General features: G+C 38.1%; 13 protein-coding genes. 12 read left to right on the top strand and 1 reads right to left on the bottom strand.

Translation table 11 applies throughout. The features are described 5' to 3' along the window. The first annotated feature begins 6 nt into the window (after positions 1-6). From ACFSQJ_RS17420 to ACFSQJ_RS17440, 5 genes are read left to right on the top strand one after another with little or no spacing between them, the layout of a single operon-like run. Entirely contained in the window at positions 7-771 is a 765-nt protein-coding gene (locus tag ACFSQJ_RS17420) for an SDR family NAD(P)-dependent oxidoreductase (RefSeq protein WP_377768200.1), read from the top strand. A 10-nt stretch (positions 772-781) separates the two neighbouring features. Next, positions 782-1537 carry an SDR family NAD(P)-dependent oxidoreductase gene (locus ACFSQJ_RS17425; protein WP_377768201.1) on the top strand — a complete coding sequence of 252 codons (756 nt, stop codon included), beginning with the start codon at positions 782-784 and terminating at the stop codon, positions 1535-1537. A gap of 45 nt (positions 1538-1582) precedes the next feature. Next, positions 1583-2623 (top strand): PfkB family carbohydrate kinase, encoded by a 1041-nt coding sequence (locus ACFSQJ_RS17430; protein ID WP_377768202.1) that lies wholly within the window; start codon positions 1583-1585, stop codon positions 2621-2623. A gap of 8 nt (positions 2624-2631) precedes the next feature. Continuing rightward, positions 2632-3300, top strand: a complete 669-nt coding sequence (locus ACFSQJ_RS17435; RefSeq protein ID WP_377768203.1) for a bifunctional 4-hydroxy-2-oxoglutarate aldolase/2-dehydro-3-deoxy-phosphogluconate aldolase — start codon at positions 2632-2634, stop codon at positions 3298-3300. 5 nt (positions 3301-3305) lie between these two features. Then, positions 3306-4586, top strand: a complete 1281-nt coding sequence (locus ACFSQJ_RS17440) for an NRAMP family divalent metal transporter (RefSeq protein WP_377768204.1) — start codon at positions 3306-3308, stop codon at positions 4584-4586. Positions 4587-4726: 140 nt separating this feature from the next. On the opposite strand, the gene ACFSQJ_RS17445 is transcribed toward ACFSQJ_RS17440, so the two are convergent. Further along, positions 4727-5962 (bottom strand): hypothetical protein, encoded by a 1236-nt coding sequence (locus ACFSQJ_RS17445; RefSeq protein WP_377768205.1) that lies wholly within the window; start codon positions 5960-5962, stop codon positions 4727-4729. Between the two features lie 113 nt (positions 5963-6075). Between ACFSQJ_RS17445 and ACFSQJ_RS17450 the strand changes: the two genes are divergently transcribed. From ACFSQJ_RS17450 to ACFSQJ_RS17480, 7 genes are all read left to right on the top strand, one after another. Further along, a complete protein-coding gene (locus tag ACFSQJ_RS17450; RefSeq protein ID WP_377768206.1) occupies positions 6076-8430 on the top strand; it encodes a TonB-dependent receptor in 2355 nt (784 codons plus the stop codon). Between the two features lie 98 nt (positions 8431-8528). After that, positions 8529-10583, top strand: coding sequence for a hydantoinase/oxoprolinase family protein (locus ACFSQJ_RS17455; RefSeq protein ID WP_377768207.1), 2055 nt, complete (start codon positions 8529-8531; stop codon positions 10581-10583). A gap of 10 nt (positions 10584-10593) precedes the next feature. Next, on the top strand, positions 10594-12258 hold the full coding sequence (locus tag ACFSQJ_RS17460; protein WP_377768208.1) for a hydantoinase B/oxoprolinase family protein: 1665 nt from the start codon (positions 10594-10596) through the stop codon (positions 12256-12258). Between the two features lies 1 nt (position 12259). Continuing rightward, positions 12260-12586 (top strand): hypothetical protein, encoded by a 327-nt coding sequence (locus ACFSQJ_RS17465; RefSeq protein ID WP_377768209.1) that lies wholly within the window; start codon positions 12260-12262, stop codon positions 12584-12586. Further along, complete coding sequence (locus ACFSQJ_RS17470) at positions 12583-13575, top strand: zinc-dependent alcohol dehydrogenase family protein (protein WP_377768210.1); 993 nt, start codon at positions 12583-12585, stop codon at positions 13573-13575. The genes ACFSQJ_RS17465 and ACFSQJ_RS17470 overlap by 4 nt, the downstream gene beginning before the upstream one ends. Positions 13576-13590: 15 nt before the next feature. Then, positions 13591-14790: a cytosine permease gene (locus tag ACFSQJ_RS17475; RefSeq protein WP_377768211.1), complete on the top strand. Its 1200-nt coding sequence runs from the start codon at positions 13591-13593 to the stop codon at positions 14788-14790. A 1-nt stretch (position 14791) separates the two neighbouring features. Continuing rightward, positions 14792-15877, top strand: a complete 1086-nt coding sequence (locus ACFSQJ_RS17480; protein WP_377768212.1) for a DUF917 domain-containing protein — start codon at positions 14792-14794, stop codon at positions 15875-15877.

Genomic DNA, 15877 nt, shown 5'->3' on the forward strand with positions numbered 1-15877 from the left:
TAAAATATGAGTAATAACGAAGGTAAAGTTGCGGTAGTAACAGGAGCAACGGGAGGCATAGGTTTTGAAGTTGCAAAAAGATTAGGTGAAGATGGTTATACCGTAGTTTTGAACGGTATAGAAGATGAGGTCGGTGCGGAACGGGTAAAAGAGCTTGTTGCCAAGGGTATCAATGCTGAATATTATGGTTTCGACGTTACCAGTGAAGAAGCCGTGACGTCCAATATTACCAAGATTGGGGAGAAGTACGGTAAAATAGACGTGCTTGTGAACAATGCCGGAGGCCTAGGCGGAAGATCACGATTCGAAGAGATGACGACGGATTTTTACAGGTTCGTAATGGCCCTTAACCTTGATTCGGTATTTTTTGCTTCAAGGGCCGCGATACCTTTTCTTAAAAAAGGTGAACATCCATCGATAATCAATTACACTTCGAACGCAGGTTGGACGGCAGGAGGTCCTGGAGCAGGTATCTATGGCACGTCAAAAGCGGGGGTCCATGCGATAACAAGGGCATTGGCAAAAGATTTGGCGGAGTACGGGATACGGGCGAACGCGGTATCACCGGGTACTATAGACACGCCTTTCCATGCACAGATAAAGGCTACCAAGCCAGAGGTTTTTGCTTCGTGGGCGAATAATATCATGCTTGGCAGGTTAGGGCAGCCCGAAGATGTTGCGGGAGTAATTTCCTTTCTGGCGAGCAAGGATGCTTCGTTCATCACGGCGGAAACGATTCAAATAGGAGGCGGACAAGCTTTAGGAATATAATTTAAACCAAATGGGTAAACTAAAAGGAAAGGTAGCTGTAGTTACCGGAGGATCTAGAGATATTGGTCAAGCAATAGCGATCAAGCTTGCAAAAGAAGGCGCTAAGGTTGTAGTTAATTACTACAATACTGAATCAGGTGCAAATGAAACTGTTTCAAAAATAAAAGCACTAGATCAAGAAGCAATAGCAGTAAAAGCAGATGTTTCAAAGCTTTCAGATATCGAGCATTTAAAACAAAAGACCATGGAAGCCTTTGGTGATAATGTAGATATTTTGGTAAATAATGCCGGCGGACTTTTCGCTCGCAAGACCTTACAAGAATTTGACGAAGCATTTTATGACTTGGTCATGAATGTTAATTTTAAATCGACGGTCTTCGTAAGTCAAGCTTTTGAGTCGGCAATGAATAAAGGAGCTTCAATAATAAACCTTTCTTCCCAAGCTTCCCGAGATGGTGGTGGTGGTGGTTCGGCACTATATGCTTCTTCTAAGGGAGCTGTAACAACCTTTAGTAGGGCAATGGCAAAAGAGTTAGGTCCAAAGGGGATTCGAGTAAACGCAATTTGCCCTGGTCTAATTGGTACAAAATTCCATGATGACTTTACAAAAGATGAGATTCGTGCTAAAGTAGCGGCTTCAACACCACTACGAAAAGAGGGCGCTGCGGAAGAAGTTGCAGACTTAGTTGCTTATTTAGCTTCTGATGAGTCTTCTTTTATAACAGGAAACAATATAGATATAAACGGCGGTTTGGCCTTTAGTTAATACAACTTAACAGTAAAATAGCAATCAAAATAATAAAGTATTCAAATGAAGAAAGTAGTGACCTTTGGTGAGATTATGCTTCGTTTAGCACCTCCGGGATTTTTAAGGTTTTCTCAGGCCAATAGTTTTGATGTGGTCTATGGGGGTGGAGAATCTAATGTGGCGGTATCCTTGGCCAACTATGGTGTGCCAGTAGATTTTGTGACAAGATTACCCAAAAACGATATTGGTGATTGTGCCTTGATGGAAATGCGCAAACGTGGTGTTGGTACAGATAAAATCGTATTTGGAGGAGACCGATTAGGAATTTATTTTTTAGAGACCGGTGCAGTTTCAAGGGGATCAAAAGTAGTTTACGATAGGGCACATTCCGCAATTGCCGAAATAGAAAAGGGAATGATCGATTGGGATGCTGTCTTTGATGGGGTTGAATGGTTTCATTGGACAGGTATTACCCCAGCCATTTCTCAAGGGGCTGCAGATGTTTGTTTAGAAGCTGTAAAGGCGGCATCGGCTAAAGGTATTACTATTTCTACTGACCTTAACTACAGAGCGAAACTTTGGAAATATGGTGGTGATCGAGAAGCTATCATGACAGAACTGACAAGCTATTGCGATATTATTTTAGGTAATGAAGAAGATGCAGAAAAGCACTTTGGTATCCATCCAGAAGGTCTAGATGTTCATAAACATGGTCATGAGGTGAAGGCTGAGGCTTTTCTATCAGTTTGTAAACAGATGATGAAGAAGTTTCCAAAGGCAAAAAAAGTAATTACCACTCTGAGGGGCTCTATTTCTGCTTCTCATAATACATGGGCAGGTGTCTTATATGATGGAAATAAAATGTATGAGACGCGCCAATATCAAATTACGGATATAGTTGATAGAGTAGGTGGAGGAGACTCATTTATGGGAGGCCTCATTTACGGATTGTTAAAATACCCTGAGGATGATCAAAATGCTTTAGACTTTGCTGTTGCCGCTTCGTGTTTAAAACATACCATTAAAGGTGATGCAAATTTGGTTACGGTAGCAGAAGTTGAAAAATTAATGGGTGGAGATGCTTCTGGTCGTGTAGCAAGATAGATATAGTTATGGCACAATATTCAAGAATAGAAGTTGCAAATGTGATGAAAGAATCAGGGATGGTTCCCTTATTTTATCATCCTGATGTTGAAGTGGGTAAAAAGGTACTAAAGGCATGTTTTGATGGCGGAGCAAGATTGATGGAGTTCACTGCTCGAGGTGATTTTGCGTTTGAAGTGTTTTTAGAGTTGAGCAAATATGCAATTAAGGAGCTTCCAGGAATGATTATGGGAGTAGGCTCAATTACCGACGCTGCTGCGGCAAGTATGTTCATGCAGATGGGTGCTAATTTTATTGTTACGCCTTCATTGAGAGAAGATATTGCTAAAGTTTGCAATAGAAGAAAAGTATTGTGGTCACCAGGCTGCGGTTCGTTAACTGAAATCAACAATGCAGAAGAACTAGGTTGTGAAATTGTTAAACTATTCCCGGGATCTACTTATGGTCCAGGTTTTGTCAAGGCCATTAAGGGGCCACAACCATGGACGCGTGTCATGCCAACCGGTGGTGTTAGTACTGATGAAGAAAACTTAAAAGGATGGTTCGATGCTGGTGTAACTTGTGTTGGTATGGGCTCTAAACTAATTAGCAAAGAGATGCTTTCCAATGGGGATTTTAAAGGACTTGAAGAAAAAGTCCGTACTACTTTAAAGACTATTACCCAAGTAAGAAGCTAGGTTGTATGGACAAGGTAAGCGCAAGTAATACATCATTACTCAAAAAAATGCTTGCAGCGCTACTAGCCTTTGGTCCAGGTATTTTTGCTATCGGCTATACCATTGGCACTGGTAGTGTTACTTCAATGATCGTTGCTGGCAGTACATATGGCATGCAACTGTTATGGGTGTTATTGTTGAGTTCTTTCTTTTCAGGAATCTTAATGTATGTTTATGGAAACTATGCTTTAATTACTGGCGAAACAGGATTATATGCATTTAAAAAACATTTGAAATACGGTAAGTTGATTGCCATTTTAATAATTATTGGTATTTCATTTGGTCAGTGGAATTCACTAATGGGAATTTTAGGTATTTCATCAAATATCATTTTTGAAATTATTCATATTTATTTTCCAACAGTCGGTGACCATCAATATGAGACTGTTCTAATAATAGCAATTTTAGTAATTGCTATTATGTATGGCCTACTAATGGTAGGGAGATATACATTTTTTGAAAAGATTTTGGTTGTTTTTGTAACCATAATGGCGTTCTCTTTTCTGATATCGCTTTTTATGGTTTATCCTTTACCCATTCAGGTGGCCAAAGGTTTAGTTCCTTCAATTCCTTCTGTAGAAGGAGGTAAAATGATGGTGGCAGCATTCGTAGGTACTACAATGGCAGCAGCTACATTTCTTTCGAGACCTTTATTTGTTCAAGGAAAAGGATGGACAATTAAGAACCTTAAACAACAAAAGAAAGATGCCATTATCGCAGCGTGTTTGGTCTTTTTTATCAGTGCTACAATTATGGCTGTTGCATGTGGTGCACTTTTTCAGAGTGGGCAACCTGTAACCAAGGTTTTAGATATGGTTGAAGTATTAGAGCCAGTTGCTGGAAAATTTGCACTTACCCTTTTCTTTTTTGGAACTTTAAGTGCTGGTTTATCGTCAATATTCCCCTGTATTCTAATTGCGCCTATATTAGTTGCGGATTACCAATCAGGAAAACTAGATACTACTTCACGTCAATTTAAGTTAATTACCTTTTTTGCATGCCTTTTCGCTTTGATTGTTCCTGTTTTTGGAGCAAATCCAATAGAAATGCAAATTGTATCTCAAGTATTTAATGTTTTTGTGTTGCCACTTGTAATCATAGGAATATTGATCTTGATCAATAATAAAAAATCAAGAAAACTATATAAGACGAGTTTGCTTGTCAATTTAAGCTTATTAGGGGCCTTATTTTTTTCTTGTGTAATTTCTTATAATGGCGTTCTTGGGCTGATAGGTTATTTTACCTAAGAATTTAAATACGATTAAGCAGGATGCGAGGTAGGCACAAGATTAAAGCGGATTTTTAGAGGATACCTTTGTTTTGATGGATGAAGATTTATACCCTTTTTAATGAATATCAATATGTTACTTGTTATGACCTATTCAAATTAGTCGTTTATGTTTAATAACCTCACTGCTCCTGAAACAGGATTATTATTGATGTCTACTCCAGAAAAGGTTCCTGTACCTGCTTTGTTTTCAGAAAGAAGCTCATAATTTTTAATGTACAAAGAAGCCTTTAGTAACCTAAAAATACCAGTAATATCAAAGTGAAGTTCCAATATTTGACCCTTGCCCGCAATGGTAACTCTATCATTCTCTAATTCAATATCCTCAATATTGCTTAATATATTATAGTGATATTTTTGAATGCGAAAATCTAGCTCAATCTGCTCATTTTCTAACGAAAAGATAGCCTTATAATCATTTGGTATTTTAGCAAATATGCTAGCATATGGGCTTTGTGGCGATATTTTTGATAATTGTATTGGAACTCTACTAGGAACTATATGACGAAATTTGATTAGCTCTTGGCATATAGCAGGATGAAAATGGACAGATTTTGATTCTTGTTCCATTTCTTGTTGAGAATTCATTTGCACCAGCATTAATTTTCCAGCAATACTATGGTCGTATTTATCAAATGAGGAGTATGCGCCAATTAAAATGGGCCTTTCAGAATATGAGGCCATGCCTACATAAAAAATCATTTTTGAACCTTGTATTTTCTTATTCTGAATGAAGTGCTTACAGTCAAAATGAACAAAATTGTTCTCTTGTTTTATAGTGCCGAACAAGTCATAAAAAACAGGTTCGTTTTGCGAGTTTAGATAAACAAAAGTGAGTTCAAAAGTTTTCCAGTTATTATGGATGGTTAACTGACCTTTGGTCATTTTTTTATCTTCACCGTAATAGTAACATACATAGTAGAATTCTTCATTTTGTGAAAGATTCTGCAGGAGTGTTATTTGTTTTAAGTGCTCATCTTTACTACTGATTTCCTTCTCTATAAAGTCATAGACCCCTGTATACCCCAAATAGTTAAAAAATAAATCTCGATATTCTCTACTTATTTTCACAATGGGCTTGCCGGATACTAACTCACGTTGCTTATTGTAGAGGTATTTTCCATTCACATAGTCCTTTAAGACTAGTTCCAAGTCGTTTTTTAAGTTTGGCTTTTCACTATCGTAATTACCGAAACCATAAAGTTGAAAATCTTTGTAGTTTTCAATAGCATGCGATTTTTTAAAATGTCGAACAATTGCCTCTAATAAAGTATTAAAGGTGTATTTGGTGAGCAACAAAGGACTATTATCTGATTGAAGTTTTTTATATTCCATAAAATTCCAATTATTTATATTGGAATTACTAAAAATATAAAAACTATTTGGAATAAATGATTTGGAATAATAGATAATTTACATTTAGGGAATAACTAACAACTAAAAAGACTATGTTCAGAGCTATTATTTTAATTCTATTGATTGTGCCGAGTGCAATGTTTGCCCAGCAGACAGAGGTCAGCGGTAATGTTACGGCTTCGGAAGGCCCTCTTTTAGGAGTGTCCGTTGTGGAAAAGGGATCAACAAATGGAACGACAACAGATTACAAGGGAAATTACGCCATTAGCGTAAGAAATGGTGCTACATTGGTTTTCTCGTATTTAGGCTATAAAACGCAGGAAGTTGCAGTAACAGGAAATACGATAGATGTTACCATGGAGGAGGATGCTTCACAATTGGATGAGGTCGTGGTAAAAGGATTCGAAAATGTTGTCGGTCAAGCCAGAAGAAGGGCAGAATCCGTCCAATCTATACCCGAATCTGTAGTCACATTTACAGCAAAAGATATCGAAACAAAGGGTATTAGCAATGTGCAAACTTTTGCAGACCAAATTCCTAATGTAAATTTTACGACTTCTCAGAATGTGGGTAATAATTTTATTACAGTGCGCGGTATTTCACAAATAAGAAATGGTGATGCGCCTATCGCATTTGTAATAGATGGTGTTACATTGCCAGATGCGAACCTTTTGAATCAAGAACTATTCGATGTTGCTCTTATTGAAGTAGTAAAAGGTCCTCAAGGTGCTTTATATGGTAAAAATGCAATCGCAGGAGCAATTAATATTGTAACCAATGAACCTACCAATACGTTCAGAAACAAATTTCAAGTAGGTTACGGAAACGGTAATTTGTTACAGGCACAATTGTCCTCTACAGGACCATTGGTAAAGGACAAACTATTTTACCGCATTTCAGGATCCTACAAAAAGGGGGATGGCCTATTAAATAATGAGACATTGAATAACTCACCTGATTTTATTGAAGATTTATCTTTAAGGGCACAAATAAAGGCCAACTTATCTTCAAAAGTTTCTGCTACGCTAACAGGTCAAATAATTGATACTGAAGCGGGAGCGGTTTACTATGCTTCACCAACCAATGGCAGTGCTAAAATTGCACCAGATGATTACGATAATTTAGGTATTGTTGCCGATCAAAGAGGTGTTGGTACGCTTAAGGGTACATACGGAAACTTAAAAGTAGATTTTAATTTAGATAAGGTTAAGGTTACATCATTGACTACCTATAATGAGGGAAAAAGAAATGCCTTTGGTGATTTAGACTTTACTCCAGCAGATGTTCTTAGGCAAGACCAAGATAGTGATACCAAGACTTTTAATCAAGAAATCCGTTTAGGATCGGTTACTGATGCAGATAGCAAGATAAATTGGGATTTAGGAGCATTCTATCAAAATTTGGATAAAACCTTGATTACTCGAGCATCTGCTGATTTTGGTTTCTTTGGCCCTCCATTTGAGCCAACAGGTACCCAGAGTCCGCTAGCCGTAGGAGATTTTACCAATACATACAAAACGTTCGCGGTATTCGGTTTTATGGATTTTAAAGTTTCGGACAAGTTAACGCTATCGGCAGGGTTACGATATGATAGTGACAATATTAGTCAAGACAATAGAAGTGAAGGAACTAAGCCAAGTAGAGTAGATACACAATTACAACCTAAAGTATCCTTGGCTTTTCAAGCAACAGACAATATGTTGATGTATGCCAACTACGGTAAAGGATATAGAACTGGTGGTTTTAATCAGGGGCAAACCGTTCGTTATGATACCTCGTTTAATGCTGAAACAACGGATAATTACGAGATAGGCATTAAAAATTCTTATTGGGACAATCGCTTTATTTTGAATGTGTCGGGATACTATATAGACTTTACAGACCAACAGCTGTATGCACTAGTACTTAATGGTGGAGCAGGGCAGATACTTATTGGAAACTTTAATGTTGCAGAGAGTCTATCTGTTGGATTTGAGGCAGACATGCGAATTAGAGCTAGTAATTGGTTAGATATTTTAGCTAGTTACGGTGTAAGTAAATCAAGAATTGAAAATGGTACCTCAACTGTTAGTACGGGAGCGAATGAAACAATAGATGTTTCTGGCAATGCCACCCCGTTGGTACCGCAAGATAGTTATAGCTTAGGACTGGAATCTCGTTTTGATATCTCTGATAAGATTGCTTTTAATGGTAATGTTAATTTAGAAGGAACAGGTGAAATGTATTGGCATGAAGATAATGCGGCTGTCTCTCCTAGATACAGTTTATTGAATGCCAGGGCTAATTTTACATTCGAAAAGTTTACCATTGGTCTATGGGGAACAAACCTTACAGATACCCAGTATATTACCGAATTTTTCGATCAAACCTTTTCCAATGGAGGTTCTGATTTGGCCTGGTTAGGTCAGCCTTCTGCTTACGGTGCTACTTTAACCTATAGGTTTTAATTAAGGCATTTACGCTACAAAATTAAGTTTGAGTGAGAGTTAGTTTAAGAAAGCCACTAAAGTATTGGTGGTTTTCTTTTTCTTAAAAAAAAATATTTATGAGGGTTGCTACAGATATTGGTGGAACTTTTACGGATTTGGTGTGTTTGGAATTTGATCAAGAAAGCGGTAAACCAATAGGAGTGCGCGTTGGCAAATCTGATACTACACCCGCCAACTTTGAAGAAGGTATTTTAAATACCATTGAAAAAGCTACTATTGATTTAAAGGAGATTGATTTTTTTGCGCATGGCACAACAGTAGTCATTAATGCCTTAACGGAAAGAAAAGGTGCGAAAACAGCTTTAATTACAACAAAAGGGTTTAGGGATGTACTTGAGATTGCTCGCTGTAATAGACCTGACTTATTCAATTTTAATTTTGTAAAACAGGCCCCTTTTGTTCCGCGATTTCTCAGATTTGAAGTTGAGGAACGTATCAATTACAAGGGTGAAATTTTAAAGAGTCTTAATACAAGTACGTTAAAAGCAATTATTAAGACATGTGAAGAAGAACAAGTAGAGGCCATTGCCATCTGTCTTTTACATGCTTATAAAAATCCCGAACATGAAATAGCTATAGCAAAAGAAATAGCTCAACTCAACACGGATATTGAGATAATTTCTTCTTATGAAGTTACAAGAGAATGGAGGGAGTATGAACGTACGAGTTCTACAGTGCTATCAGCATATGTGCTTCCTATCGCAAAGAGATATTTAAGCAATTTAGAAGAAAAACTGAACAAGAATGGACTAAGAGATGCACCTTACATCATGCAGTCTAATGGCGGCATTACGACCATTAATGATGTGAAATCCAATCCAATTACCATGGTCGAGTCCGGACCGGCTAGCGGGGTTTTCGGAGCAATCGCCTTAGGGAAAGTAATAGGTAGAAAAGACTTGATTGTACTTGATATTGGAGGAACAACCGCTAAGTGTGCATTAGTAGAAAACGGGCAAGTTAAGATTACCACTAATTATAAAATAGAACATTCTAGAACAAAGGCTGGTTATCCCATCCAAACCCCAGTCATAGAGATTGTAGAAATTGGTAATGGTGGCGGAAGTATTGCCTGGATAGATAAAGGCGGTAAAATGCACGTAGGTCCAAAAAGTGCAGGTGCTATTCCTGGCCCAGCAGCTTACGGTCGTGGAGGCGAGAACCTCACTACTACGGATGCCAATATCATTACAGGTAGAATTCATCCAGATTATTTTTTGGGCGGAGAACTACAACCAGATTACCACAATATCGAAAATGCCTCCAAACCACTTTGTACTGCTTTAAAAGCTAGTAAAGAAGAGATAGCAAAAGGTATCTTACGTGTAGCCAATGCCAATATGATAAATGCGCTAAAATTAATTTCTGTAAATAAAGGACATGATCCAAGAGATTTCACCATGATTGTTATTGGCGGTGGTGGTGCGATGCACGGTGCGGATTTGGCTCGCGAATTACAAGTAAAAGAGTTAGTCGTTCCTCAAAACGCAGGCGTTTTCTCTGCTTTTGGCATGTTGATGTCAGATATCCGAAGAGACTATATTAGAACTAGTGTAATTTCATTAAATCAAGATGCAACGAATGTAATTACCGCCAACTTTCAAGATATGAAGAACGAAGCATTGGTAAACTTTAAGAAGGATAATTATGAAGAAGCTCAAGCAAGTTTTTCGCATTACGCAGATTTAAGGTACATGGGGCAAGAACATTATGTAAAAGTAAAGCTCGAAGGTCTTTCAAGTGCTAATTTTTTAGAAGATGTGATTATGACTTTTCATAAAGAACATCAAAGACAGTTTACCTTTCAGCTAGATGCTCCGGTAGAGTTGGTTAATTATCACTTAGTAGCTGAAGTTGAAGTTGATAAACCAGATTTTCCACAAATGAAATGTTCTGGTAAACAGGTTGAACAAGCTGTTTTTGATGAAAGAGAAGTAGACTTTGATGATTTAGGAAAACAGCAAACATCATTTTATAGAAGAGAAGGTTTGGAGCCAGGAATGAATTTTAAAGGCCCTGCTATAATTGCTGAGAAAGCAACAACAACAGTAGTTACGCCAGAGCACGATGTTAGTATAGATGAATATGGAAATTTGATTTTGACACTTTAACAACATTAAAATGGAAAGGTTCACACTTGAGATAATACAAGATGCATTAGTAGCAGCCGGAGACGAAATGTTTCAGACCCTGCAACGCACCAGTATGAGTCCTATTATCTATGAGTCCTTAGATTATGCCGTTGGCATAATTGATGTTAAAGGAGAATTATTAGCTCAAGGTAATGGTGTTACGGCGTTTCTGGCCGCCTTGGATTCAGTGGTACGGGACACCTTAAAAAAATTTCACGGTGAGAATATGCTAAGGGAGGGGGATGTTGTTATAGCAAATACCCCATATGCAGGCGGTGGAACACATTTATCCGACGTTTCAATAATCTTTCCAGTTTTTTATGACGGGAAACTCGTGGCTTTTACCGTAAATAAAGCGCATTGGACAGAACTAGGAGGTACTTTTCCAGGTTCGGTTTCAACAGTTTCAACTGAAATATATCAAGAAGGACTCCATTTTCCCTTCATAAAAATAAAATCTAAAGGTGAAATAAATGAGGCCATTATAGATTTGATCAAGGCAAATGTTAGGTTACCCGATAGTACTTTGGGTGATTTATTTGCAGGTATAGCGGCGGCAGAGGTGGGGGCCAACAGGGTCTGCTCCATTATTAAAAAATATGGTTTAGAGACTTTTGAATTGGCCATTACAGACTTTTTGGAGTATGGTGAGCGTATGTGTTTGGAAGCGCTGAAAGAGATTCCTAATGGAGCTTATTTTGGAACAGCGGAAATTGAGGATAATGGTTTTGGAGAAGGTCCTTTTCCGATAAAAGCAAAGATAACAGTTACGGATACTGAGTTTATAGCAGATTTTAACGGTTCTCATCCACAAGTTAGAGGAGCAACGAATTTGTCATATAGCGCTCTGGTAACAGGTTGTAGAAGTCTTTTCAAAGCTATTACCACACCCAAAATGGACGCCAATGGGGGCACTTTTAGGCCAATGAAGGTTATATGCGAGCCAGGGACGATAGTAAGTGCAGAAACACCGTCCGCTGTCTCTGTGTATTATGAGGTTATGATTACTGCTATAGATTTGGTTTGGAAAATTTTAGCACCGTTGATTCCAGATAAATTACCTGCAGGGCATATGCGTTCGGTATGTGCCACATTTATATCTGGAATTCATCCCGATACCAATCAATTCTATATTCAGGCAGAGCCTCTAGCTGGTGGTTGGGGAGCATCCGCGACCCACGACGGAAATAGAGGGCAACTTTCTTGCGGAAGTGGTGAGTCGTACAATATTCCTATTGAAATACGTGAAATGCGCTATGGCATTCAGGTAGAACAATATGCCTTCCATAATGAAGGTGGGGGGTATGGAGAATTCCAAGGTGGTAACGGACAGTATCTAGATTACAAAATCACATCAGATGGTGCCTATGTAACCGGAGCATTTTTAGGCGAGAAAACAAAGACTTGGGGTATGAACGGAGGGCAGGACGGTTCTTATAATTATTTCATGATAATAAGAAAAGACGGTACAAAAGAAAGACACAATCTAGGTACAAATATTGAATTGGAAAAAGGGGACATTGTTCGCTGCGTTACGGCAACTGGTGGAGGATATGGTAAACCTGAAAAAAGGCCTAAAGAACAGGTTTTATTAGATGTGAAAAACGGCTATATAACTTCAAAAGAGGCGAAGGAGTACTACAAACTAGTATAATATGGAACTAAAAAAGGTTAGCTATCCAGAACCTGATGAGTACTACAACAAAGAATTGATATCTCAAAGTAACGCTGGTGTTGCTACTATCTGTGGAACGGTTTTTTTAAAGAAAGGAACGCGTATTCCAGAGACAGGTTTCTCTAAACATCCTTTTAATGAAATCTCAATTATAATTGAAGGCTGTATAGAAATGTTAAGTGAAGAAGGGCATCCTATTGGTAAATTAGAAAAAGGAAATGCGGTTTATATCAATGCAGGTGAAGCACAGGCAGGTAATGTTTTAGAGGATACTAAGATTATTTATGTATTAAATCAGAGTCAGTGAAGATATTAAGATTTCATAGGATAGGCGGCCCTGAAGTGTTGCAGTTTGATGAAGTACCTGAAAACAAACCTCAGGAGAAAGAAGTGCTTTTTAGGGTAGAGGCATTTGCTTTGAATCAAGCAGACATATTGTTTATCAATGGTATGCATTACACACAGCCTAATTTTCCTTCTCGAATAGGTTCAGAAGCTGTCGGTGAAGTGGTAGGGGTTGGCTCGAAAGTGACCAAATTCAAAAAAGGAGATAGGGTAACTTCTATTCCTTTTTATACGCAAGACTATGGAGTACAAGGTGAATATGCTATCGTGCCTGAAATGTATTTAACTAAAGTGCCTTCTAAATACTCAATAGAGGAAGCAACATCTTTTTGGATGCAATACTTGACTGCTTATTATGCTTTATTCAAATTAGGCAAAGTGGTTAAGGGCGACTATGTATTCATTGCGGCAACATCAGGAACTGCAGGACAAGGTGCTTTAAAACTAGCAAAAGATGCAGGAGCAATTGTCATAGGTTCTACAAGAACAGTTGTAAAGAAAGATTTTTTGTTTGAGTTAGGTGCCGATTTCGTCATTGTAACTGAAGAGGGAAATACGTTAGAAAGGTTAAAGGAAATCACGAAAGACAAAGGGGTGAAATTTGTTTTTGACCCTATAGGTAGTACTAGCTTTAATCAGCAATACATGTCTGCTCTTTCCTTTGGCGGGTCCGCTGCTATTTATGGTTTGTTAGATGGCGAATTACCTATTTTCCCCATACTTGATGTCGTGAGAAATAATACAACACTTCATGGCTATTCCATGTTCAATTATGTCATGTCCGAAGAATCCTTGGAAGAAGGTAAAAAATATGTTTTAGAAAGAATCGAAAACGGAACACTTAAACCTATAGTAGATAAAGTGTTTGCATTTAAAGACACCATTAAAGCATATAATTATATGTTGAGTGGCAAACAGAAAGGTAAAATAGTTGTTAAAACGGAAAATTAATTTAAGAAAGTAATTATGTCAGACAGCAACGAAAATGTGAAGTGGTTTAGCTTAGCCAGCATTTGGTTTGGCGGTATGGTGAGTGTACCCTCTCTTTTAATCGGAAGTACCTTGATTGCTGCGTTAAGTTTTCAATTTACCCTACTAGCAGGTCTTATAGGTTTTGGTTTTGTAGTACTTTTCATGTCGTTTTTGAGCATTGCCTCTGTAGAAAAGCGAAAAAATACGGTATCACTTGCATCAAGTAGTTTCGGTACCTTGGGCGCCAATATTATCGTAGGTCTGGTAATTGGCATATCTACTTTAGGATGGTTCGGCATACAAAGTAATATAGCAGGAGCCTCATTTTCTAAAATTATTTTAGAAATGAGTGGTACTGATATTCCAGTTTGGTTATCCTCTGCATTTTGGGGTTTGGTTATGATAGTTACTGCTGTTTTTGGTTTTAAGTATCTAAAATGGTTGAATTATATTGCCGTACCAGCTTTAACGGTATTGCTTATTTACGGCTTAATGGTGACTTTTCAAGCACATAGTTTTGATGAAGTGCTGAATTTTAGACCTACCCAACCTATGCCACTCTTTCAGGCTATTGGTTTTACTATTGGTTTTGTAGCCGTAGGTGGGGTTATTTCTCCGGATTACAATCGCTTTGCCGCTACTAAAAAAGATGCCGTTTTAGGTTCGATTATCGGAATTATCCCTTCTGCCATATGTTTGCTAGCGGTCGGGGCCATATTCGCAATAACACAAAACACCTATGATATCGTTGAGATATTCTCCTCTTTAGGATATCCCTTCTTTGCTATGTCGACGCTTATTTTAGCGACTTGGACCACAAACGTGGTGAATATTTACTCTTCTGGTTTAGCCTTTACCAATTTGATTGGATTTAAAGAATCTTCACGTTCAAAGGTTACTTTGGTTGTCGGTCTGGTGGGTATAGGACTTGCCATAATCGGTATACTAACCTACTTCATGGGCTTTATAACAATATTGACCATTGCGATCACACCAATTGCAGGTGTAATGATAGCGGACTATTTTCTTTCTAAGACCTATTCTGACAACCCACAAAAACTAAATTGGAAAGGAATTGTTTCGTGGTTGAGTGGTGTTGTACTGATGTTGGTAATGACATCAGATATTAAGAATATTCTAGGTATTGTTGTTGCTGCCATATGCTATGTTTTATTACAAAAAATTGTAAAGTAAGATGCGGAAAATAGGAATAAATGAAATCGATTATATCGCCCTTGGTTCTACAGTATTGGGCACAGGTGGCGGAGGCGACCCCTATATCGGCAAGCTTTTAGCTAAAGAAGCCATTAAAAAATATGGAAAGGTAAACTTAATGGCTGCTGAAGAATTAAGTGATGATGCTCTTGTGGTTCCCGTTGCAGCGTTTGGAGCACCTACGATATTGGTAGAGAAACTATTTTCAGGAGATGAATTTATTCAAGCTTTTGAAATGATGGAAAGTTACTTAGGTCGAAAAATCGATGCGGTCATGCCTGCGGAAGCTGGAGGCTTAAATGGAGTTATTCCATTTTCTGTTGCCGCCCAAAAAGGAATTCCTTTAGTAGATGCGGACGGCATGGGGCGTGCATTTCCTCGTTTAGAGATGGTGACGTTTACCCTACACGATATTCCTGTTTCTCCTATCGCACAGGCCGATGAAAAAGGCAATAAGAACATATACCATACTATCGACAATGTATGGGGTGAAACCCTTGTCGGTGCTACTACGATTCAAATGGGCGGTAGTTGTGCTATAGGATGTTACCCTATGAATGGAGCTCAGGTTAAAAAAGCTGCGATTCATGGTATTGTCAGTTACGCTCAGGTTTTAGGCGAAGCTATTTTAGATGCTAAAAAGAATAAACAGAATCCAGTGGACGCTCTTATGCAAAAAGCAGCTGCTATAAAGCTATTCACGGGAAAGGTCAGTTCAGTAAAAACGATAATAGATGGTCGTTGGAATAAGGGTGTTTGTGAAGTTTTAGGTTTAGACGAAGACAATGGCAGTTTATTAAAAATTGATTTTCAAAATGAATTTTTAATGGCCTTTAAAGATGATGTACCGATAGCGATGACGCCAGATTTAATTGTACTTATTGATGCAGAAAACGCCCAGCCGATTACAGCGGAGTCGATTCAGTTCGGAACAAGGGTAATCGTAATGGGCATGAAATCAGACCCACAGTGGCGAACAGATGCTGGCATTGTTTTAGGTGGCCCTGAAAAATTCGGATACCAAGAACAATATATTCCTATTGAAGAATTAAATAACCAAAAGTAA

Source organism: Croceitalea marina (genome assembly GCF_042684265.1).
GTDB lineage: Bacteria > Bacteroidota > Bacteroidia > Flavobacteriales > Flavobacteriaceae > Croceitalea > Croceitalea marina.

What these genes read in the sequence shown, in the direction of transcription:
- ACFSQJ_RS17420 (WP_377768200.1), top strand. Translation starts at nt 7, where the DNA reads ATGAGTAATAACGAAGGTAAAGTTGCGGTAGTAACAGGAGCAACGGGA.
- ACFSQJ_RS17425 (WP_377768201.1), top strand. Translation starts at nt 782, where the DNA reads ATGGGTAAACTAAAAGGAAAGGTAGCTGTAGTTACCGGAGGATCTAGA.
- ACFSQJ_RS17430 (WP_377768202.1), top strand. Translation starts at nt 1,583, where the DNA reads ATGAAGAAAGTAGTGACCTTTGGTGAGATTATGCTTCGTTTAGCACCT.
- ACFSQJ_RS17435 (WP_377768203.1), top strand. Translation starts at nt 2,632, where the DNA reads ATGGCACAATATTCAAGAATAGAAGTTGCAAATGTGATGAAAGAATCA.
- ACFSQJ_RS17440 (WP_377768204.1), top strand. Translation starts at nt 3,306, where the DNA reads ATGGACAAGGTAAGCGCAAGTAATACATCATTACTCAAAAAAATGCTT.
- ACFSQJ_RS17445 (WP_377768205.1), bottom strand. Translation starts at nt 5,962, where the DNA reads ATGGAATATAAAAAACTTCAATCAGATAATAGTCCTTTGTTGCTCACC.
- ACFSQJ_RS17450 (WP_377768206.1), top strand. Translation starts at nt 6,076, where the DNA reads ATGTTCAGAGCTATTATTTTAATTCTATTGATTGTGCCGAGTGCAATG.
- ACFSQJ_RS17455 (WP_377768207.1), top strand. Translation starts at nt 8,529, where the DNA reads ATGAGGGTTGCTACAGATATTGGTGGAACTTTTACGGATTTGGTGTGT.
- ACFSQJ_RS17460 (WP_377768208.1), top strand. Translation starts at nt 10,594, where the DNA reads ATGGAAAGGTTCACACTTGAGATAATACAAGATGCATTAGTAGCAGCC.
- ACFSQJ_RS17465 (WP_377768209.1), top strand. Translation starts at nt 12,260, where the DNA reads ATGGAACTAAAAAAGGTTAGCTATCCAGAACCTGATGAGTACTACAAC.
- ACFSQJ_RS17475 (WP_377768211.1), top strand. Translation starts at nt 13,591, where the DNA reads ATGTCAGACAGCAACGAAAATGTGAAGTGGTTTAGCTTAGCCAGCATT.
- ACFSQJ_RS17480 (WP_377768212.1), top strand. Translation starts at nt 14,792, where the DNA reads ATGCGGAAAATAGGAATAAATGAAATCGATTATATCGCCCTTGGTTCT.